20 protein-coding genes are annotated in these 21,928 nt (G+C 44.7%); 11 read left to right on the top strand and 9 right to left on the bottom strand.

From position 1 onward, the window contains the following. The first annotated feature begins 161 nt into the window (after positions 1 to 161). Entirely contained in the window at positions 162 to 770 is a 609-nt protein-coding gene (locus L9Q39_RS16390) for a DUF2238 domain-containing protein (protein WP_237486169.1), read from the top strand. A 72-nt stretch (positions 771 to 842) separates the two neighbouring features. Here the strand turns inward: L9Q39_RS16390 and L9Q39_RS16385 are convergent, their stop codons facing one another. The 3 genes from L9Q39_RS16385 to L9Q39_RS16375 all read right to left on the bottom strand — a co-directional run bounded on the left by L9Q39_RS16385 (position 843) and on the right by L9Q39_RS16375 (position 3,306). Then, a complete protein-coding gene (locus tag L9Q39_RS16385; protein WP_237486168.1) occupies positions 843 to 2,564 on the bottom strand; it encodes an SgrR family transcriptional regulator in 1,722 nt (573 codons plus the stop codon). Between the two features lie 77 nt (positions 2,565 to 2,641). Next, entirely contained in the window at positions 2,642 to 2,875 is a 234-nt protein-coding gene (locus L9Q39_RS16380; RefSeq protein ID WP_237486167.1) for a DUF3389 family protein, read from the bottom strand. Continuing rightward, on the bottom strand, positions 2,872 to 3,306 hold the full coding sequence (locus L9Q39_RS16375) for a hotdog fold thioesterase (protein ID WP_237486166.1): 435 nt from the start codon (positions 3,304 to 3,306) through the stop codon (positions 2,872 to 2,874). The genes L9Q39_RS16380 and L9Q39_RS16375 overlap by 4 nt, the downstream gene beginning before the upstream one ends. Before the next feature lie 132 nt (positions 3,307 to 3,438). On the opposite strand from L9Q39_RS16375, the gene L9Q39_RS16370 reads away from it, so the two are divergent. Then, positions 3,439 to 4,224, top strand: a complete 786-nt coding sequence (locus L9Q39_RS16370) for a M48 family metallopeptidase (RefSeq protein ID WP_237486165.1) — start codon at positions 3,439 to 3,441, stop codon at positions 4,222 to 4,224. A gap of 164 nt (positions 4,225 to 4,388) precedes the next feature. Then, on the top strand, positions 4,389 to 4,955 hold the full coding sequence (locus L9Q39_RS16365; RefSeq protein WP_237486164.1) for a PhnA domain-containing protein: 567 nt from the start codon (positions 4,389 to 4,391) through the stop codon (positions 4,953 to 4,955). 170 nt (positions 4,956 to 5,125) lie between these two features. Here the strand turns inward: L9Q39_RS16365 and L9Q39_RS16360 are convergent, their stop codons facing one another. Both L9Q39_RS16360 and L9Q39_RS16355 read right to left on the bottom strand, forming a co-directional pair. Next, entirely contained in the window at positions 5,126 to 5,779 is a 654-nt protein-coding gene (locus L9Q39_RS16360; RefSeq protein ID WP_237486163.1) for an HAD-IA family hydrolase, read from the bottom strand. A gap of 122 nt (positions 5,780 to 5,901) precedes the next feature. Then, on the bottom strand, positions 5,902 to 6,396 hold the full coding sequence (locus tag L9Q39_RS16355) for a hypothetical protein (RefSeq protein ID WP_237486162.1): 495 nt from the start codon (positions 6,394 to 6,396) through the stop codon (positions 5,902 to 5,904). Positions 6,397 to 6,548: 152 nt separating this feature from the next. On the opposite strand from L9Q39_RS16355, the gene L9Q39_RS16350 reads away from it, so the two are divergent. Together L9Q39_RS16350 and L9Q39_RS16345 are read left to right on the top strand one after the other, a co-directional pair. Continuing rightward, the gene (locus tag L9Q39_RS16350) at positions 6,549 to 7,019 is read left to right on the top strand and encodes a CreA family protein (RefSeq protein WP_237486161.1); all 471 of its coding nucleotides are present in this window, start codon (positions 6,549 to 6,551) and stop codon (positions 7,017 to 7,019) included. Positions 7,020 to 7,400: 381 nt separating this feature from the next. Next, positions 7,401 to 9,143 (top strand): formate--tetrahydrofolate ligase, encoded by a 1,743-nt coding sequence (locus L9Q39_RS16345; RefSeq protein ID WP_237486160.1) that lies wholly within the window; start codon positions 7,401 to 7,403, stop codon positions 9,141 to 9,143. Positions 9,144 to 9,211: 68 nt separating this feature from the next. On the opposite strand, the gene L9Q39_RS16340 is transcribed toward L9Q39_RS16345, so the two are convergent. After that, entirely contained in the window at positions 9,212 to 9,844 is a 633-nt protein-coding gene (locus L9Q39_RS16340) for an OmpA family protein (RefSeq protein WP_237486159.1), read from the bottom strand. Between the two features lie 156 nt (positions 9,845 to 10,000). On the opposite strand from L9Q39_RS16340, the gene bamJ reads away from it, so the two are divergent. Further along, a complete protein-coding gene (gene bamJ / locus L9Q39_RS16335) occupies positions 10,001 to 10,483 on the top strand; it encodes a BamJ family beta-barrel-assembly machinery protein (RefSeq protein ID WP_237486158.1) in 483 nt (160 codons plus the stop codon). A gap of 165 nt (positions 10,484 to 10,648) precedes the next feature. Here the strand turns inward: bamJ and L9Q39_RS16330 are convergent, their stop codons facing one another. Beyond that, on the bottom strand, positions 10,649 to 11,023 hold the full coding sequence (locus L9Q39_RS16330) for an NADH:ubiquinone oxidoreductase (RefSeq protein WP_237486157.1): 375 nt from the start codon (positions 11,021 to 11,023) through the stop codon (positions 10,649 to 10,651). Positions 11,024 to 11,696: 673 nt separating this feature from the next. On the opposite strand from L9Q39_RS16330, the gene L9Q39_RS16325 reads away from it, so the two are divergent. Then, positions 11,697 to 12,926, top strand: coding sequence for an L-lactate MFS transporter (locus L9Q39_RS16325; RefSeq protein WP_237486156.1), 1,230 nt, complete (start codon positions 11,697 to 11,699; stop codon positions 12,924 to 12,926). A 130-nt stretch (positions 12,927 to 13,056) separates the two neighbouring features. Next, on the top strand, positions 13,057 to 15,423 hold the full coding sequence (locus L9Q39_RS16320; RefSeq protein ID WP_237486155.1) for a fatty acid cis/trans isomerase: 2,367 nt from the start codon (positions 13,057 to 13,059) through the stop codon (positions 15,421 to 15,423). A 10-nt stretch (positions 15,424 to 15,433) separates the two neighbouring features. Here the strand turns inward: L9Q39_RS16320 and torS are convergent, their stop codons facing one another. After that, entirely contained in the window at positions 15,434 to 18,370 is a 2,937-nt protein-coding gene (gene torS, locus L9Q39_RS16315) for a TMAO reductase system sensor histidine kinase/response regulator TorS (protein WP_237486154.1), read from the bottom strand. 92 nt (positions 18,371 to 18,462) lie between these two features. On the opposite strand from torS, the gene torT reads away from it, so the two are divergent. Together torT and L9Q39_RS16305 are read left to right on the top strand one after the other, a co-directional pair. Continuing rightward, positions 18,463 to 19,506, top strand: a complete 1,044-nt coding sequence (gene torT, locus L9Q39_RS16310; RefSeq protein ID WP_237486153.1) for a TMAO reductase system periplasmic protein TorT — start codon at positions 18,463 to 18,465, stop codon at positions 19,504 to 19,506. A 209-nt stretch (positions 19,507 to 19,715) separates the two neighbouring features. Beyond that, positions 19,716 to 20,171, top strand: coding sequence for a methylglyoxal synthase (locus L9Q39_RS16305; protein WP_237486152.1), 456 nt, complete (start codon positions 19,716 to 19,718; stop codon positions 20,169 to 20,171). Positions 20,172 to 20,237: 66 nt separating this feature from the next. Here L9Q39_RS16305 and L9Q39_RS16300 read toward each other — a convergent pair whose 3' ends face one another. Continuing rightward, a complete protein-coding gene (locus L9Q39_RS16300; protein WP_237486151.1) occupies positions 20,238 to 20,636 on the bottom strand; it encodes an OsmC family protein in 399 nt (132 codons plus the stop codon). Between the two features lie 136 nt (positions 20,637 to 20,772). Between L9Q39_RS16300 and msrB the strand changes: the two genes are divergently transcribed. Further along, a complete protein-coding gene (gene msrB, locus L9Q39_RS16295) occupies positions 20,773 to 21,924 on the top strand; it encodes a peptide-methionine (R)-S-oxide reductase MsrB (protein ID WP_237486150.1) in 1,152 nt (383 codons plus the stop codon). Positions 21,925 to 21,928: the final 4 nt, after the last annotated feature.

Here is a 21,928-nt window from a genome sequence, read left to right as displayed (position 1 = left end):
ATACTATGCTTCAAATGGCATCGCTGCAAAACAGACAAACTCAAAAGATGCAGCTTTAAACTGAAAACAATAAACGCTTGGTTACCATGGATTGTTTTGAACCAAGTCTAGATGAAACGCTCTAATGTTTATTCACGCACTGACTGATTGGAACCCGATTTATGCACCCTACTCAAAGTCAAACATTTCCCAAAATACTCGTCGCGCTCAGCGCATTCTATTGCGCCGTATTTGCTTTCTCGGCAATAGAGCCTAGCTCCCGCGCCGTGTGGATAGCAGAAATCATTCCTGCTATCGGCATTTTGGTCATTATTTGGTGGGTATCCCGTCACTTTACCTTTTCAACCTTGGCTTATGTTCTTATGTTTATCTGGCTCTGTCTGCATACGATTGGTTCTAAATATACCTTTGCCGAGGTTCCTTTTGACTGGTTCAATCAAATGATTGGTTCAGAACGTAACAACTTTGACCGTGTTGCTCACTTCTCTATTGGCCTCTATGCCCTACCAATCACTGAGTACCTGTATAAGAAACAGCTGATGACCAAGTGGCCAGCCATTCTATTTGGTCTATTTGCCATTATGAGCCTTGCCGCCGCTTATGAAATTATTGAGTGGTGGTACGCGGCATTAGCCGGTGGTGATGAGGGCATCGCCTTCCTCGGTTCTCAAGGCGATATTTGGGATGCTCAAAAAGATATGTTATGCGACACACTCGGCGCAATCACCGCGCTTACTCTGTTCGTTATGACTCAACGTAAACAGGCTTAACGGAAACAGACTTCATATAAACAATCGCTCAGCACCTAAACCCAGTCATTGAGAACAGCCGTTCTCAATGACTTATTGATCAGACACGCTCTCTTGCACCTGTTCCGGTTTAATCCAAACCTTCGCAAAATCAAACCACCCCAATGCGTTACACTTCGCATTTTGTAGACTGCCGCAATGGTCTTTACTGATCCCCATCCAACAATGAAACATTGGGATCAACTGTTGATGTTGAATCAGCGACTTGCTTAGGCTTTGCGCCGAAAACTGTCCATCTGCTTGCTGTCGCCAACTATCGACTAACTCACGCCATTTTGCAAAATGCTCAGGATTGGACAACGTTTCTATCTGGCTATGCCCAAGCAACCAAGCCACTAAGGCCTCCTCCTTTTGCGTCGCAATGCTCATGGGGTGTATCCAAATATCAATTTGTTCAGCACTGGGTGACTGCTCGCTATAAGGCACTAACTTAACCGAAACGCTATCTTCAGCAAGTAAGGTGTCGATACATTTCGCTATCTCTGGGAATGTTGGGTGTTGCTGGTAGTAGGCAATGCGAATTTGTTTGTCTTTGCTCGGCGGTAATTTCACTTCACGATTGAGCTCAGGGGTTTGATGATACCAACCCGGTTTTAAGCCATGAGCGGGCACCATGCCCATTTCATGAATGGTTGAATCCGGTAATATCCGAAAGATAGCTAAAGAATTGAGTTTTTGGCACAGATAGTGCGCCCACTCATCGTTCGCTGCGATACCCGTTGACCGGTTTAACATCAAATAGGTGCAGCCGGGATCAAGATCGATATCATCATGCAGCTGCTCCCTTGCGCCGGAGATCGGGTCTGTCAATGATGGAAATACAAGACTTGAGTAGGCATTATCCGCCACCCACACTTCGACAGTATCAAGCAGCGGTTGATAACCAAAATAGCCAGAGAACGCGCTCAACACTAATTTTTTGTCATCGTTTTTTACAACGCGATAAGGGCCCGTACCAATAGGCATGCGGTCAAAGTTTTCATCACGCATTGACTCGGGTGGCAAAATCTTGGCGATATTCTCAGCAAACATCAAAGGGGCATGATGATCGTCGCTGCTAAAAATAACATCCACCACCCAAGGTGATGGTGTCATAACATGCTGTAAGTGAGAAAACAGTGCGGTTTGTTTAAGAGATAGAATACTCTCAACAATGTGCGCTTCGGTTAACGGTTCGCCGTTATGAAAACGCACGCCAGGTCGAATATAAAAGCGCCAATGGTTTGGTGCTATCGCCTGCCAGTGATGGGCAAGATCGGGCAGCAACTGATCGTTTTCGTCTAACTTAGTCAAGCCTGAAAAAACTTGTCTCGCGATGTGGATCTCTGAACGACGCATCGGCTTTGATGGGTTGAGCATGCTAAGAGCGCGGTAGTAAGGCAAGCGGATAACTTGTTTACCCTCGCTTTGACTGATGCCCAAATAACCTTGAATGACTTGAGAAAGCTTATTGGTGTCCTTATCAAGCACTTGCAATGCCTGATCAATTCGCCCTTCTTCGATATATTGCTTTGCGAGCGTCTCACTAACATCTTGGCGATTACGCTTAAAGATAAGTTGCGATTGCTTGCCACGCCCTGCCGCTGGGTGCCATTCAATCCAATCTTCTTCTTCAAGCTTGTTGAGAACAATACGCGCGTTACGTCGGGTGCAGAACAGGATATCCGTGATATCGTCCAGCTGTGTTTGGGCATTGTTGCCGCCAAAATGCTCAAACAAGGTCTCAAATTGCTTACGTAATCTTGGGCTGCTCATAAAGAGGAAATCTTATTGGATTGATTTGCTAACAGTTTCCCCTTTATGCGCCTTGAGTGCAAGATGTTGAGCGCACATTACACCGTGATAATTTCAATACCAGTCGCCTGAGCAATCTGCTCGACCTGCTGCTGATTATCGAGTTTTAACGACCATTTACATTCAGCCCCATTGGCTAACAAAACACATCCAGGCAACAATAACTGCACACCATCGATATGCGCCTGCAAAGTGACCGATGCTTGGTTTAGGCGCACCACGATTTCTTGACCTGCAACAATCACCTTACCTTGGGAAAATTCCATCATCATGGTTGCGCTCTCTTGTGACGCTGTACGGCAATGGTAAGTCGACTGGTACAAACTAACCGCTGCTTTTCATCTTTGATGTCAATCTGCCAAACTTGAGTCGTCGCCCCTAAATGCATCGGCGTCGCCGTCCCAATCACCATTCCTGAACGCATGGCTCTTATGTGATTGGCGTTAATATCTAGCCCAACGCAGTAGTAATCCTCCGAAACGCAAAAATTCGCCGCAAGCGAACCTAAGGTTTCTGCCAATACCACGGATGCGCCACCGTGAAGCATGCCAAAAGGTTGGTGAGTAAATTGGCATACTGGCATTGTCGCCGTTAAACTCTGCTCATCGAACGCGGTATATTTAATGTCCAGATGCTCAATAAGTGTGTTGGCTGAGGTTTGATTGAGTATGTCTAATGAAAGATTCTTTTTCCAGATACTCATTGATAAATCCTATACTTACCGTGACTTAATTTAAGGATGATGCCCTTTGTTTCGCGTATAAGCAATGTTTGAGTATAAGTCATAGACAAAGCCGCGAGATTATAAGGAGTCGTAACATTGGAGACCAAGGCTATGCATGTATCTGCTCGGTTTATTATTCCATTAACCGTTAGTTTGACGTTGACCGCTTGCTCATCGTCACCCACTGGACGCAACCAGTTAATATTGTTCTCGGATAGCCAGATGAGCCAGTTGGGCGCTCAATCGTTTGAAGAGATGAAGCAACAACAACCAATCAGTAAAGACCAAAACATCAATCGTTATGTTCAATGTGTCACGCAATCTATTACCAGCACCTTGCCAAAACAACCAGATTTCGAACAATGGGAAGTCGTGGTATTTGAGAGTGATCAAGTCAATGCCTTTGCGCTTCCCGGCGGAAAAATCGGCGTTTATACCGGTCTTTTAAACGTTGCTGTGACGCAAGATCAACTGGCAACCGTTATCGGTCATGAAATTGCCCATGTATTAGCCGACCATAGCAATGAGCGTATGTCGCAATCACAGATCGCCAATACAGGTTTACAAATCACTAATGTGGCGTTGGGCGGTTCGGAGTATCAAGATATGACGATGGCTGCACTTGGATTAGGTGTTCAATATGGTGTTATCTTGCCTTATGGACGAACTCAGGAATCCGAAGCCGACATTATTGGTCTTGAATTAATGGCTGCCAGCGGTTTTGACCCTAGCCAGAGTGTTCAATTATGGCAGAACATGGCAAAAGCATCGGGCGGAAGTCAACCACCGGAACTGCTTTCGACTCACCCATCACACAGTACCCGTATCAGCGACTTACAAGCCAAAGCGAGCACTTTACCGCAATATCAAGGTTCAAAGCCCAATTGTAAAATCTAATTTTGCGTCGCCTCACTATGCCCATTCTTCTATTGAGGCGAATTCACTAAAGCATGTATAATGTGCGCCATTCAATGAGAGCGCGACCGCACGGTCGCCCCTTACTCTTCATTTCACTGCCGGCGTGCAGTGATAGTGATTATCAATACATTTAAGGTCTAAGTATGTCTACTGAAGCAACTCTGTTAGAACGCTGCGAAAGCAAATGCGAACTATGCTCTTCTCAAACCACTCTGTCTCCTTTTGTGGTAACACCTCATACCCAAGTGACCGTTGACCACGCCATTATGCTTTGCGATACATGCAAAACACAGATCGAAAATCCTGAGTCTATGGATGTTAACCACTGGCGTTGCCTAAACGAAAGTATGTGGAGCCAAGTTGCTCCAGTACAAGTGATGGCGTGGCGTCAGTTAAAGCGTCTTTCAGCGGAAGGTTGGGCACAAGACCTACTAGATATGATGTATCTTGAAGAAGATGTCGCTAAATGGGCTGAGCTTGGCTTGGACGAAAACAACCGTAAACACGTCGATTGTCATGGTGCTCCACTTGAAAAAGGTGACACGGTAACCATCATCAAAGACCTGCCAGTAAAAGGCTCATCAATGGTCGTGAAACAAGGTACGATGGTTCGTAACATCGGTCTTGCTCAAGACGATCCTGATCTTTTCTCAGGTAAAGTTGAAGGTCAATCTATGTGGTTACGTTGCGAATATTGCCGTAAGAAGTGATTTTTTCGTAAGAAGTAATAGCGCAGTCACTATCGCACCAATAAAAATAGCACCCAAGGGTGCTATTTTTATTGGTGGTAAGCAATTGTTGCTAGTATACCCAAGTCACCTCAAGATGTGAGGTTCAGCGAGATTTGCTTGAGTCAATCTGGCTGATATCAACCGTTACGCTACTGGTTAAGCATCGCCACATGCTCGATCACTTCCGGCATGGAGGCTAAACAGGTCACGTTGTGGTGTTGATATTGATTTCTCGGATTGAAGTGAATGGTCTGAATATTAGCATCAATTCCCATGGTCACCCCTTTAGCGGTATCATCGATATAGAGACAATCTTGTACGCGAAAACCCATCATAGTGGTGGCGTAATGGAGTAAATCTGGCTCGGGTTTCCAGCTATTTGCCTCAAAGGCTGAGATGATTTTACCTTTAAAACGAGCGTCCAACCCCACTATCGAAAGCAGTTGTTGTGCTTTACTGGGGGGACTGTTCGTCACCACGCAATACTCGACGCTAGAATGGTCTAAATAATCCAGTACAGCTTCTACTCCGGTCATAGGCTGTAGGTTTTGCGTAAATAGCCTTTCGGTTTGCTGGCGATATAGCGGCTCAAGCATATCAAGTGACACTTGGCTGCCAGCTAAGGTTTGAGTTCGAGTAAGAACATCGGCAATTTTGCCACCGACAAAATTATCACAAACTTGTTGGAGATCGAGATCAACACCGACTTGTTTAAAAGCGTTGACAAGTGCCTGACAACAAAGTGGTTCACTGTCTACCAAAGTGCCATCACAATCAAAAACTACACATTTTACCGCTGACATAATTGCTCTTTATTATTCTTTATCGGATAAACAAAGGTTAAAACAAAATGTCAGCAGGCAGTAAGCCAAGAGTTTCAGATTGTGGTATACGGCGCATTTAATGTGAAGAATTTACGCCTAGATCACCGTTTTTCAAACCATATCTGACCGCGATTAAGTTCAGGTTTGTCTGCCAACAATGAAGCGACCGATTGCTCCAACGTCTTACCGAGTGGTGCGACGATATCCGACAACAGCAGCATTGAGTCATTTTGAGACACAAGCGCTGCACTCACAGCTTCGCCCTGCTCAAAACCAACGTAAATCTGATAATCGGGTTCAAAGATAATTTGAGTGAGGAATTCGACAATCAGTGCCTGATCTTTTTCGCTTGCCCAGAGCTTAGATTGCAAAATAGAAAACATAATGGTTAAACGGTGGAAATCCGCTAAATGCCATTCGATGTTGGTGTCGTTATCAGTGGTCGCTGGAGAAAATTCTTCGATATGGCGACTTGATAAAGAAGAGAGATACAGCTCACGTCCTGCTAAACTTTCTTTTGTTGGGAAATCAACTTCAACCTGATCGACCAACCAATGGTTTTTGGCGTTATAAAGACTTGCTGCGATATCTTTCATAGTAATCCTGTATTGTTTTTTGTTACCTTAATGCAAGGTATAGCGCGCTATTTTCCATGATGCTGATACCATGAAGCGGAACTAAGATACTATATCAGGCTGCAATTCACCATAAAACAAACTGTTATTAGCGCTACAACAAGGACTTAAATATGAAAAAGAGACTATCCGCTTTATTTATCACCGCTCTGCTAGTGGGTTGCTCTGACAACGAGGTCGGTGACGTTTCTCTCGGTCTCTTTACGTTGAAAGATATCAAAATCGAGAACTTAAAAGACGATGTAGTCACTGGTGTCACCTGCCATGTTGCTTCTATTGAAGCGGACTTAAGCTTATCGGATCCAAGTGACAGCTCCATATCATGCCGTCAAACGGGTGAAATTACGCCTGAAATGATTGCTAAAATCGACAGGAGTAAGTCTGGTGAAGTGGTCTTTAAAAAATCCAAAAGTATTTTCTTCAAGACGATGAAAGTTCGTCGAATCTATGATGCCGATAACCAAACCCTGCTTTATCTGTCTTACACCACCAAAGAGACCGATGGTAGTTTCAAGCATAGTTTATCAACCGTACCGCTTTGGGGAACAAAAGCCTATAGCGAGGCGCCCGTTACAGTTGAGTAATACTAGTAACCGCCACTCAATCGAGTGGCGGTTTTGTCTTCAACCTGTCAGTGGCAACACTATCAATTAATGCCTCTGCTATCGGCTCCATCGCAACCCGCTGCTCATTGCTCATTGCCCTGGTTTGGTGGACTCTCTCCTTGGCATCAACAACGTTTTACCTTGGCAACGAACACCTTTTTGAGACATTTATAAATAACTCAGCTATTCTCTCTCCACTATGACTCTCTGTTGATTACTCATGCTTTGAATCACTTAACTATCCAATTGCACAAAATTAACACAATCTGTCAGATTTATGGCTTTACAAAGCATTTTGAACGGGTATTATCTCGCGCAAACGTTTACGTCACCAGTTTTAATGATTATTAAGGGCTGTTAATGCTATCTGATATTGACATTTGTCGTACTACTAAACTCGCTTCAATAACGGACATCGCGACCCAATCTGGTCTTCTAGCACAAGAGTTTCACCCGCAGGGACAATATAAAGCTAAGGTTTCGCTTAAAGCGTTACACCGTGTAAAAGATAATATTAGTGGCAAGCTCGTCGTGGTGACTGCCATTACGCCTACCCCGCTTGGTGAAGGTAAAACCGTGACGACTATTGGTCTCTCTCAAGGCTTAAAAAAATTACAAAAGTCGGTTTTTGCTTGTATTCGTCAGCCTTCCATGGGACCGATCTTTGGTGTCAAAGGCGGAGCTGCGGGCGGTGGATTTTCACAAGTCGCACCCATGGAAGAGTTAAACCTGCACCTGACCGGAGATATTCATGCGGTTACGGCGGCGCATAATCTTGCTTCGGCAGCTTTAGATGCCCGCATATACCACGAACAGCGTCAAGGTTATGATGACTTTGAGGCTCGCACGGGTCTAAAAGCATTGCGGATCGATGTGCGTAACGTAGTTTGGAAACGTGTTGTCGACCACAATGATCGCGCATTGCGCATGGTGACGGTAGGACGTAACGAAGCGAATAAAACTATTAATGGTTACGAGCGTGAAGATGGGTTTGATATTTCTGCCGCCTCTGAGCTTATGGCTATTCTTGCTCTCTCTGAGGACCTTGCCGACTTACGACGCCGTATCGGTAAAATCGTGTTAGCTTACTCGCTCGATGGTACACCGATCACCACAGAAGATCTTCAGGTCGCAGGCGCGATGGCGGTGAGCATGAAGGACACGATTGAACCAACGTTGATGCAGACACTTGAAGGTGTGCCTACCTTGGTTCATACCGGTCCATTTGCCAATATCGCTCATGGTAATTCGTCGGTTATTGCCGATCGTATTGCTACCAAACTCGCTCAGTACACAGTGACTGAAGGCGGCTTTGGATCTGATATGGGCTTCGAAAAAGCCTGTAATATCAAAGCAGCCAGTACCGATAAAAAACCAGATTGTGCTGTTATCGTCGCCACGCTACGTGGCTTAAAGGCGAACTCAGGTTTATATGATCTCAAACCCGGTACGCCGATCCCCGACTCGCTCTATGGTGAAGATCAGATCGCACTTAAAGCCGGTTTTGAAAATCTGAAATGGCACATCAATAATGTGGCTAAATACGGTGTCCCTGCTGTTGTCGCAATCAACCGTTTTCCTCAAGACAGTGAACAAGAGCTTGGGACATTAATGGCGTGGGTTGAAAAGCTTGGCTGTCGCGTTGCAATCAGTGAAGGCTTTGCTAAAGGTGGGACTGGGACAGAAGATCTCGCTCAGCAAGTCATCAGTGCTTGTGAAAGCCCAGCGGATTTTCGACCGCTTTATCGCCAAGAGCAGTCTATCCTAGAGAAATTAACCACAGTCTGTGAAGCGGGCTACGGCGCGGGACGTGTCACTCTCTCCTATCAAGCGCAGCAACAATTGGCGATCTACGAAAAACAAGGCTTCAACCACCTTGCTGTCTGTTTAGCGAAAACTCCGTTATCAATCACCACAGACGGCAGCATTAAAGGTGCGCCAACTGGCTTTGATGTTGTGATTCGTGAGCTTCGATTATGTGCGGGAGCGGGTTTTGTTTACGCACTTTGTGGCAATGTGATGACCATGCCTGGTCTCCCTGATAAACCGGCGTTTATGTCGCTTGATCTCGACCAAGACGGCAATATTGTTGGTTTAAGCTGATTCGATAAATTAATAGACCAATAACCCAAAGCGATGCTGTTAATGCATCGCTTTTTGTTTTTATATCGCTATTTATTATTCGCAACCAATAGAGTTAACTCCACTCGACGATTGCACGCCTGACCGTATGTGTCGCCGTTAGAGCAAGCAGGTACATGTTCGCCATAGCCTCGGGTATAAATTAGCTGTCTTGGAACCTGCTGATTAATCAGCGCTTGTTTCACCTGTTGAGCGCGTTGGTCTGACAAATTATCGTTGAAACTGACTGTTCCCGTGTTATCCGTATGACCACCAATCACCACATCGATACCGTGTTGCTCGGACAAAAAGTTAGCTAGGCGTTCAAGCCAGAAGAAAGAGTCACTTGAAACGGCGGTAGAGCCAGTATTGAAATGGATCTTACGCTTGAGGCGAATCATCATATAATCCCCCGGTACCATTTCATAATCTAAGCCGTTTTGTACCAGATAGTCTTCTAATGAACCCCAAACATGGGGACGAGATTGACCGTTATTGCCCTTGAGCGTCGTCATGGTTTCTATTGGTCCGTAAGCCCAATCTGGATGCCTGACATCATGCTCCGACTTAGGTGCAATATCTAACGTATCTGGTATTAATTTAACGTCTTTAAATGAAGTGGAACTGCAACCTGCAAGCAGGCTGGCAAAAAGAACCCACGCAACCTTGTTTGCTCCAAACATGACGTTCTCCTGTTGTTTCGATACTCAATTTAACGGCAGCACTAAAAGATTCTTTACCTAAAATTGAAATTTTTGCGCGGTTTCTCTCTTGTCACCCAGCAGCCTCGGACGTTACACTTTGATGAGTTTTACACTCTATCCATACAAGGAAAATCCGTGAATAAATTTATTCTTCCTCTGATCGCATTAGTGCTTGCTGCATTTATGATTTATCGCACTTGGAACAACCATAAAGCCTCTGAACAAAATTTTGCAATTGGTCAAACTTTTTTAGCTGAAAATGGGCAAAAAGAGGGAGTCATTACAACAGAAAGCGGCCTGCAATATCTGGTGTTACATAAAGCAGAACCTTCCGATGAACACAAAAAGCCACAGAGCGAAAGTAAGATCACCGTCCACTATGAAGGAAAACTGATCGACGGCACTGTGTTTGACAGCTCTATTGAGCGTGGAGCACCTATCAGCTTCGCGCTGAACCAAGTGATCAAAGGATGGCAAGAAGGCATGCTACTGATGTCTGTTGGTGATAAATATCGTCTATTTGTCCCAAGCACTCTGGGTTATGGCACCAAAGGCACAGGACCTATCCCACCGTCTTCAGTACTTATTTTTGATGTTGAGTTAATCGACGTACAGTAATTTTTCGCTAGCCTGTTTCTATTAACAAGCAAATTGCGACTTGCAAAAATTACTAGTCACAAATATTGTTAGTAACGAATGTGACTAATAAACAAAGCAAAAAGGACGGTTTATACCGTCCTTTCTATTATTTAGCTGTTGAGTTAGTTGCCGTTAAGTTAACAGTTAAGCCGTCGCCGCAGAAACGGGGTTGCTTGCTAACATCTTGTTGGTTTTTTTATCTTTATAGCTAAACATCAAGAAGCTCATCGCAATAATGTAGAACAGATAAGTTAGACAGAAAACCAACGGCGAAGAGATGAGATCAAAACTCACCCCGATAGCAACGCCAATGGCAGTGACCGTCAACTTAGCAACCGTACCGAGTAACAATAGACCCATTGCGAACTGTGGGAAACGCATGCTAGCAAAAGCAATACTATAACAAGCCCAAACCGCCGCGGTAGCGATCGATACACCCAACAGGTAAGAGTGAATGTCATCAAAGGCTGCGTAACCTGCACCTACTGATACGCCAATCAGCACAAGTACTTTTGTCATGAACATAAGCCACCTCTACAACTACTTAAACATACGGTTACTAAATGGTCAGATTTTCAAAATTGAAAACTGATTTTGGTGATATTGTGCTACCGAACCAGTCGTGAAACAACCCTGCTGATCACATAATTTATGCACAAATATTATCAATTAAAAAATGTAACAACATTGTTTCATTATAGTTCAAATGGGACGGTTTTGAGTGCTTGTTATCGTTATTGTTTTTTCTTTAACTTATATTATGTAACATATCATTTACTTTTCACTGCGGTTTATATTTTTTAGCGATTACCTTATTTTCAGTAAATAACCCATCAATCACTTTTCAGCGTTAATTCGAAATTGCATCATTGTGTTTTTCGCTCTTTTGTCTGACAAAATCAAATCACAGACTTATGCTTAGTAATCAATCAATTACTTACCCATAAATCCTAATCTACGCCTAAAAAACGTGATCTTGCGCAAAATTTTTTTAATAACAATGAGTTAGCGCCTTATTGGCTTATCGTTTAATTTTTAGCCAAAAGGATTTTTGATTTAAGTTCCAATATATTGCTGGAAATAGTTTTTACATTGGTTATAATCCCGCCTCCTTTGCTTTATCTGTTGATAAATGCAAACTTAATTTGATTTTTTCCAACTATGAACCTAGTTCAAATACCAGAGAACCATAATGAACAAGATTGATAAAGCTATGCGAATCCTGATTGCTGGATTCTGTATCAACCTTTGTCTTGGCATCCTATATGCTTGGAGTGTATTCAACAAAGCCCTAGTAAGCGAAGGCTGGACTGCGACTGACGCGTCTTCACCTTATGCTGTAGCGACTATTACCTTTTCTATCTGTCTGCTTGTCGCTGGCGTTCTACAAGACCGTATGGGTCCACGTAATATTCTAATCCTTGGTGCGACACTCACCGGTCTTGGTATGATTGCGTCAAGCTTTGCCACTACTCCAATGATGCTAAACATTACTTTTGGTGTTATCACAGGTGCGGGTATCGGTTTTGGTTACGCATGTCTTTCACCTTCTGCGATGAAATGGTTCCACCCATCGAAGAAAGGTTTGGTTAATGGTTTGATTGCGGCTGGCTTCGGTCTTGCAGCGGTATACCTTGCGCCACTGACTGCCGCTATGATTAATAGCATGGGCATCAGCTCTAGCTTCCTAGCTCTGGGTGTTGGTGTACTTATTATTGCTGTGCCTCTTGCTGCGACGATCACTAACCCACCAGCGGGTTATGTGCCACAAGAGCCAAAAGTAAAAGCAGGTAAAGCGCCGGTTAAAGTAAAAGCGGCACTCGACATGACTTGGAAAGCAATGCTAAAAACGCCTCAATTCTACTCATTGTGGATTATGTATGCGTTCGCAGCAGCAGCGGGTCTAATGATCATTGCTAACATCACAACGATTGCAGCGACCCAAGCTAACCTACCAAACGCTGTGTACCTTGCTTCTATCCTTGCGATTTTCAACTCTGGTGGTCGTATCGCAGCAGGTATTCTTTCTGACAAGATTGGTGGTACTCGCACACTGATGTTGGCATTCGTACTTCAGGGTTTGAACATGGTGATGTTCTCTACTTACGATAGCGAATTCACACTGATTATTGGTACGGCGGTTGCGGCGGTTGGTTACGGTACTCTTCTAGCAGTATTCCCATCGCTATCAGCAGAATACTACGGTCTGAAAAACTACGGTACTAACTACGGTGTGCTTTACACATCATGGGGTATCGGCGGCGCTATCGGTACGGCTATTGTTGGTTTCTCTATGGCGAGTGGTCAAGGCTACAACCTTGCTTACACCATTTCAGCCGTGATGATGGGTGTTTGTATTGTTCTTTCTCTGGTGACTAAGCCAATTAGTGAAGAAAAAGCCGCTCAGCTTAAAGCTGCTTAATTTTTAAAAAATACCATCGCTTTTGCAAAGCCCGACTTCGAGTCGGGCTTTTTATTTGCCCAAAATATGGAAATTTTCGATATAATTTCTAACAATTACATCTAGTAACGTTAAATAAGAACTAGAAACTATGAGCAAATTAAAGCACCCCATACTCTATGCCCTGTTAATCATCTTCGGTGGTTGCGCCACTTATGCAGGAATGAATTACGACGAGCTATTTGGTGAACAAACCGTCAGGCAACGTACTGTTGATCCCGCGTCACTCAAAGGGCAACATTTTTTAACTGAGGTTAAGCCCATTATTGATAACCGCTGTGTTGTCTGTCACGCCTGCTACGATGCACCTTGTCAGTTAAAGTTATCTTCTGTTGACGGTATCGACCGAGGGGCAAGCAAAGCGCTGGTCTATGAAGGAACACGGCTGACTGCGGCGACACCAACCCGACTGTTTGAAGATGCTGACAGTACCGATGAATGGCGCGACTTCGGTTTTTTCCCCGTGCTCAACGAACGTGACCAGACCCTTTCTGCTAACTTAGATGCTGGGTTAGTCTCTCGCCTACTGACACAAAAAGCACGTCATCCGCTGCCGGAAACCGATCAGCTTGAAGGGTTCGATTTTTCAACCAACCGAGAGCAAGTTTGCCCGACGATTGAAGAGTTCGATGCCTATGAAAAGGATAACCCTCTTTGGGGAATGCCCTTTGGTATGCCCGCAATTGCCAATAGCGAGTATCAGACTTTGATCCAATGGCTAGGGCAAGGGGCAATAATGAACAAGCCTCTTCCCCTGACCTTCCAAGAACAGCAGTTAGTCGACCAATACGAACGACTATTCAATAAATCGGCTCGCAAGAATCAACTGACGGGGCGTTATATCTATGAGCATCTCTATCTTGCTCACCTCTACTTTTCAGATTTAGTCCAAGACAATGAACAGCCACGCTTCTTTACTCTCGTTCGTTCCTCTACGCCACCGGGAGAGCCGATCCAGCGTATTTCAACCAGAAGACCTTATGATGACCCAAAAGTCGATCATGTTTACTATCGACTTACGCCTGTTTTGAGTACCATCGTCGACAAAACCCATATGCCCTTCGCGCTTAATTACCAGCGACTCAATGACTGGCACACGTGGTTTATTGATGCTGATTACCAAGTCGCTCAACTACCGAGTTATGACACCAACGTGGCTGCAAACCCGATGACTGCCTTCACTGATTTACCGGTTAAAGCCCGATTCAAATTCATGCTTGATAACGCACAAAATACCATTATGGCGTATATCAAAGGGCCGGTTTGTCGTGGGCAGTTAGCACTCAACGTGATTAATGACCATTTCTGGGTGTTTTTTATTGACCCAGACGCCGCAGATGTACCGGTTATTAATGACTTTTACCACCAGCAACAAGACAATCTGAAACTTCCCGGAGAACTGGACAGCAACACTTTGCCATTGAGTAACTGGGTAAAATTTTCGAAGCAGCAAGCGCGCTATCTCGAAGCAAAATCGGAGTTTATGAACCAATGGTTTGCTAACGGACAGCACCTAACCACTGATGTGCTTTGGGAGGGTAACAATACCAACCCCAATGCGACACTGACCGTCTTTCGTCATTTTGATAGTGCATCCGTCGTCCAGGGGTTAATTGGAGAGAAGCCTAAAACCGCTTGGATCCTCGATTACGCCTTGCTTGAACGTATTCACTATTTACTGGTGGCGGGATTTGATGTTTATGGCAACTTTGGTCATCAACTGATGACACGGATGTTTATGGATTTTTTGCGTATGGAAGGTGAAAGCAACTTCCTTGCGCTACTTCCTAACACGGTCAGGCACCAAGAGTTCAGTAGTTGGTATAAAGACCAAAGCCCACAATTTAGCGCCTTTCTCCAGCGCAATGTTGCGCCCTTTAGTCAGCCGACCCAAGTTCTCTACCTTAGCCAAGATTACAAATCGGAACTGTTTGATAAGTTGCAGCAAAAATTTGCGCCAATACAACTTGCAAGATATCACATCGAAAACACGGGGCTATCGACTCAAAGTGAACAGCGCCTTAAGTCGATTGCACAAATAAAAGGAGTCGGGTTGCAGCATGTTCCTGAAATCACAACACTGACCATCAAAGACGCTCAGGGACAAAAACGCCTGTTTACGCTATTAAGAAACAGCGCACACATCAACATATCGAGTCTATTCTCTGAAGACAAACAGCGGGATTATTCCAATGATACGTTAACGCTCGTGCATGGTGTGGTCGGAAGCTACCCCGCGACCTTTTTTGATATTGAAGAGTCTCAAGTCGATGCTTTTGTGTCTCAACTTGAGAGGTTAAACAGTGAACAAGACTATCTTTCTTTACTGGATAATTTTGCAGTTCGAAGAACTTCTCCAAACTTCTGGCAGCACAGTGATGAAATACACGCCATTTACCGCCAGCAGCAACCGATTGAGTTTGGTCTGTTAGATTATAATCGATTTGAAAACCGTTAAGTGAAAGCCATCAGTCGTCAGACTGATGGCTTTTTTCTAACACCCGCTGTAACGCCTTACTCGATTCGCTGACGACCGTGTTCAGTTCGCTACGCTTGTCATCATAAGCCTGACAATGGCTGGAACTCGTTTCTATATCTAAAGTCAGTTGGTATAAGCGTTGCAGACCCAGCGATCCCGCTGAGCCTTTAAGCTTATGAGCAAGAGAACGAATCAATGAATCATTGCGTGCCAATGCTGCGGCATCCAATTCCTGTAGCAGCTGTTCGCAGGAATTATCGAAAGCATCAACAATGCTACTCATCCGCGCATACCCAAGGATCTCTAGATCCTGTTGCAGCACCGCTTCGTCAATAACGTTGACCCTTTGTTGATTGTTGTCATCAATCGGTAGCGTTGCCACTGGTTCATGGTTTTCGCTATCATCCATCACGCCTTCATGCTCGTCAGTGTCAACTAAATGACTTTGAATGGTGGTTCGTAGTGCTTCTCTATCAATAGGTTTAGGCAAATATCCATCAAACCCGGCATCGAGATAACTCGTGACTTCCTCTCTAAACACATGCGCCGACACGGCAATAAAAGGCACCGTATTGGCTTTCATCGGATGCTGAGCGCGCAAACTCCGTAACAACTCTACCCCGTTGGTATCAGGCAAGTTAATATCTAACAGCACAATATCAAAACTATGGTCACTAAATAATTGTGTTGCCGCCTTACCTGTTTCAGCGCAAATAACATGATGCCCCATGTTGACCAAGAAGCCCTCAGCCACCATCAAATTGACTGGATTATCTTCAACCAGCAATACTCTCGCACTTCGCTTACTCACGGATGCAAGGTCACTCTGTTGCGCGATATCTAACTCAGCAATCGCGAGGGGTAGATTAAACCAGAAGCGACTGCCTTCTCCGATATATGAATCAAGGTAAAGCTCACCCTGCATGGTACGGACTAATCTTTGACAAATCGCCAAGCCGAGTCCTGTTCCCCCTTTGGATGAATGGGAACTGTCGCCTTGGGTAAACGCTTCAAATAGATGAATTTGGTCTTCACTGCTGATCCCGATGCCGGTATCAGAAATCTCAAACAACAATTCGCCCTGAGGTTCTCTAGAGACTTTAATTTCGACACTACCTGTCTCGGTAAATTTGATGGCGTTACCGACGAGATTGTTAATCACCTGACTAATTCGGGTGACATCGCCACTATAAACCGTATTCACATCGTCACTAATCGTGAAGCGAAAATCCAAGTCTTTCTCCAACGCTTTGCCTAGCATCAATTGATAGCAATCTTGTACCATGCGGTAGAGGTCAAAGGGCTTTTGGCGTATTTCTAAATGACCCGCCTCTATCTTAGAGTAATCAAGAATGTCATTGAGGATCGCAAGAAGTGTTTGTCCGCTGCGGTTAATCACATCTAAGTAGTGACCTTGTTTACTTGTTAATGGCGTTTCCTCCATCAGCGCAGCGGTTCCCAATACCCCATTCATTGGCGTACGGATTTCGTGACTCATGGTTGCCAAGAAAGCCGATTTCGCCTTATTGGCTTGTTCGGCGTCATTACGTGCTTTGGTATGGTTAACCACTTCTTGGTTCAAACGAATATTTGCGCGTTGTAATTGGTACGTCCTTTCTGTCACGGTTTGCTCTAATTGAGCCTTGTGTTGTTCCAACTCCTGTCTAGCTTTTGATTCAGCCTTGACCATCACTTGCAGTGACTTAGCCGTATCTCTCGCAGTAAGGATCGCTTGCCCCATATAAGCCAATTCATCATTGCCTTTGACCTCAAGATCAACGTCCAGTTTACCTTTCGCTATCGAAAGTAGTGCCGCAGAGTAGGTTTGTAACCGTGTAACCACCGAGCGGAAAATCACTCTCCAAATGACAACCGTTGCAATAAGCAGACTAACAAGAGAGAGCAAGCCCAACGTCCATTTAGCATAGAGCAAGGTCGATGACAACGTTTCAACCGCGTTTGAGGTGGTAAGGTTGGATTGATCGACCAGTTGAGATACGGTGGTATTGAGTGATGCAAACAGCACCAGTGTATCTTGTAAAATGGTTTGCGAATGAATGTCGGTTTCATGCTTCTGCTTCAGGGTTTCAAAAACACGTTTTCCTTGGTTTAATTGCTGCAATAACAGCGACATTTGCTGCGAACGCGTGGGATCTTCTACCCCCTGAACACGGCGCTTCATAATATTGACGTTCGCGATATAGTTACGTTGTAATTGCTCAATACGTTGAGGGTCGGACACCGTCTTAAATTCTTCAATCTGATTCAGAGTACGAAACGCCAAAAGATGTAATTCATGCAGCCGTTCCGATAGATCGAGATCGACCTCGACCAACTCATCTAGCGCCTTAGTCGCTTGCAGTTTGTTATTATTTTCGACCAGACCATAGATATGGGTGACATTTGCCACAGTAATGGTACTGGTATTAAGTACTTGGGTACGCGTGAGTTGCTCGAGTTCTTGTGCCCAGACATTTAACTGATCAACCTGCTGCTTGGAGTAGCCCGATAAGTTAATACTCTGATTCACTGAGAGACCGAGTTCAGCAAGACTGTCGATGATGGCTTGAACGTTGTTTTCTAACTCCGTCAGCAACTCAGTATCAAAGCTGTCTGTGCGTAGCGTTTTGATTCGTTCCAAAAGAAGCTCTAACTCATTAAAGAGTTGGCTGCCGGATTCTTGGTGTTGTTTCGTTGTCTTGGCGCTCGCAAGGGTGTGCACCGAAGCGATAATTTGTGAGCTCAACTCTGAGACTTGACGCGCCTCGATCATAGAGGGAATGGCGGTGTCTACCACATTGCGCTTGGTCTTCTCTACCAGAGAAAAACCGGAGACACCAATTGCCGTAGACAATAGAACAAGCAATGCCATGACGACAAATGAGAACAGCAACTTTTGGCCAATACTTGCCCGAGACAAAACCATCCAGTACTCCGTGTAAATCGACTTCTTAACTTTGTGATGTTAGGTTATATTTTGCATGCTATTTGATTCAGTGACCACTAAACGATGGATTTATGCTAAAAAACAAGATACTGCACCGAATATTGGCTTACTGTTTGAGCCTAGTCCCCGCTTTTTGTTATGCGAATGCGCCAACGGATGCTAATGCCAATCCGAATACAAACGCAGAAAAGTTGTGTGCTATCTATCCACACCTAAAGGACTCTTATTGGCTATCGGTTAATTACGGGATGGTCACTGAAGCACAACAGCAAAACGTCGCCCTAAAAGTGTTTGAGTCCGGCGGTTACTTAAACCTCACCAAGCAGCAGCAACAAATCATTGCTTGTGAAACATGGGGCGCTGATGCGATTTTACTGGGTACTGTCTCTCCTGATGGCTACCAAAATAATCTCGACCTATTCTCCGCTGATACTCCCGTATTTGCCACCGTTAACTATCTGCAACTGTCAGAGCAACAAGCGGAAAACGTGAAAGGTGTCGTTGGTGTCGATTGGTACGACATGGGGCATAAGGTGGGAGAATATTTGGCAAATAAACACCCTAAAGGTCAAGGCAAAGCGACCTTAGCTCTGCTGCCTGGTCCCAAAGCAAGTGGCGGTACTAAACCCGCCGTTCAAGGCTTCCTCGATAGTATTGCCGATGCGGATATCGACGTTCAGACAACACTTTGGGCAGACAACGATAAAGAGTTACAGCGTAACCTAATTCAGCAAATCCTTGATACTTCAACGCCTCCAGACTATATCGCTGGAAGTGCTGTAGCAATTGAAGCGGCAATCAGTGAATTGCGATCGTTGTCGATCGAGCCTCCTAAATTACTGTCGATCTATTTAAGTCATGGTGTTTATCGTGGCTTACTGCGCAATAAAGTTATTTTAGCGCCCACTGACCAGATGGTTACTCAGGGACGTGAATCAGTAAAACAAGCGCTGCATTATTTGCGTCAACAGCCATATCAAACCCCTATTGCACCTGAGATAAATGTACTGACTCCAACTAATCTCGACTCCATCAATATCAAGAACTCGTTATCACCGGGAGGATATCGTCCCATATTCTCTATAACACCCAAGCTACCTCAAGATGCGAGGTAACTTGGGTATAGAAGTTAATGATTAATCACACACAGTTCATTGTTTAGTTGCGACTTAGCCATAAGCTCATTTACAATCAAACATAATTCAGGCACTTAGCTACCTCAATACAAAAACAAGCATCGGGTTATCGACTCACCTAAGCTTGTATTGTGTAATAAGTGCACTAGAAACGGATCAAGCATCAAACCACAATAGGATTATTAATAATGCAACGCACCATTCGCACCATGCCAGCGCACAAAAACATCGCGCTAGTCGCCCACGATCACTACAAACCCGAACTATTGCGCTGGGTTCAAGAGCATAAAGAAAAGCTGCAAGGTCACTTTCTTTATGCGACCGGTACGACAGGTAACATGCTAAGCAAAGAGACAGGTCTTGCGATTAAGAGCATGATCAGTGGTCCAATGGGTGGTGACCAACAGATTGGCGCCCTTATCTCTGAGGGTAAATTGGACATGATGATTTTCTTCTGGGATCCACTCAATGCCGTACCTCACGACCCTGATGTCAAAGCCCTGCTGCGTATTGCCAGTGTTTGGAACATCCCAGTCGCGACCAACCGCGCCACCGCCAACTTCTTGTTCGAATCAAACTTGCTCGACCAAGAAGTCGATATTGAGATCCCAGACTATGACGCTTACTTAGCTGAACGTCTGTAATGAGGTCACAATAAAGCCCCGTAAAGGGGCTTTATTGATTTCAACTAAAACAATGACAGCAAGCGACTAAACAATTTCCCAAGAGTGCGTCATCTCCACACCTTCGCCTAGCATCAAGCACACTGAACAATATTTCTCTAGTGAGTCTTTCGTGACTTTACTAACCCAGGCTGGGTCCAGTGCTTCACCTGACACTTCAAAATGAATATTGACCTTGGTGAAAATTCGCGGTGCGGCATCTCGACGCTCTGTACTCAATTTAGCGATACAGGCGGTCACCGCTTGGTTGGCACTCTTCAACCCATCGACAACATCAACTGAACTGCATCCACCCGCAGCCATTAATACCATCTCCATTGGGCTCGGCGCAGTATCGCCCCCATTGCCATCCATTACAATAGAGTGACCTGATTGTGATTGACCTAAAAATTTGAATCCGTCGATCCATTTTACTTCTGCTTGCATAAAAACCTCTGTGCCCTAGCCTATTTTGCTCGTCAATATACTTGAGTTTACTCAGTAATTTAAATCTTTGGTGAAATTAATTGCTTGGTTAGGCGTTCTACTAAAATGAAGAATAGGCAGACAATGAGAGACCACTATGAAAAAACTAACTTGGCGCTACCTCACCTTGGTACTCAGCTTGCCAATACTGTTTGTGTTCGCAAGCTATCATTCAATGGCTGACAACCCGAAACAGAGCGAGCAAAATCGCTCAGGAAACAGTGAGACAGCGACACTGGCTGGCGGATGTTTTTGGTGTACCGAATCGGATCTAGAACAGCTCGATGGTGTTATCGATGTCGTATCAGGCTATTCAGGTGGTGAGGAACAAAACCCATCCTACCGTGAGGTGGCCAGTGGCAAAACCGGTCATATCGAGGTCATTCAGGTCACTTATGACCCAGAAACGGTCTCATACCAACAGGTTCTTGACTATTTTCTACGTCATATCGACCCCACCGATGCCAAGGGCTCTTTTGTTGATAGAGGCGCTCAATATCGACCCGCAATTTTTTACCATAACTCACAACAACAGCAAATCGCCTCTGAATTTATTGCGCAGGTGGATGCTTTGGGGGTGTACAAAAAACCCTTGGCGGTCGAGCTGATCGAGTATTCTCAATTTTGGCCCGCAGAGGATTACCACCAAGACTATTACAAGAAGAGCGCCGTTAAGTACAAGTACTACCGCTATGCCTCTGGACGAGACGCTTATTTAGACACGATTTTTGGTGATGATAGAAAGTCCAAGCCAGTGACTCTTGCTAGCATGATTGATAAGGGGAGCAAGAGCGACTCACAAACCATTAAACCTTATGTTAGACCCAGTGATAGCGACATTAAGGCGTCACTGACGGAGTTGCAATATCAGGTGACTCAGAAAGACGCGACAGAAGCCCCCTTTGAAAACGAATTTTGGGACAACAAACAAGCCGGGATTTATGTGGATATTGTCTCAGGTGAGCCGCTGTTTTCATCCACAGATAAATATCGTTCAGGTACGGGTTGGCCAAGCTTTACCCAACCCATTAATAAAGGTTACATTGTCACACAGACCGACTACAAACTGATCTTTCCAAGGACAGAAATACGAAGTAAATTCGCTAACTCGCATCTCGGTCATGTGTTTAAAGATGGGCCTGCACCGACGGGATTAAGGTACTGCATTAACTCTGCATCACTGCGGTTTATCCCGAAAGATCACCTAGCGCAGCAAGGTTACGCTGAGTACCTGAAACTGTTCCAATAGCAGC

The sequence above is a fragment of the Vibrio hippocampi genome, assembly GCF_921292975.1.
In the GTDB taxonomy this organism is placed as follows: domain Bacteria; phylum Pseudomonadota; class Gammaproteobacteria; order Enterobacterales; family Vibrionaceae; genus Vibrio; species Vibrio hippocampi.
This window is presented reverse-complemented; position numbering and strand designations above follow the sequence as displayed.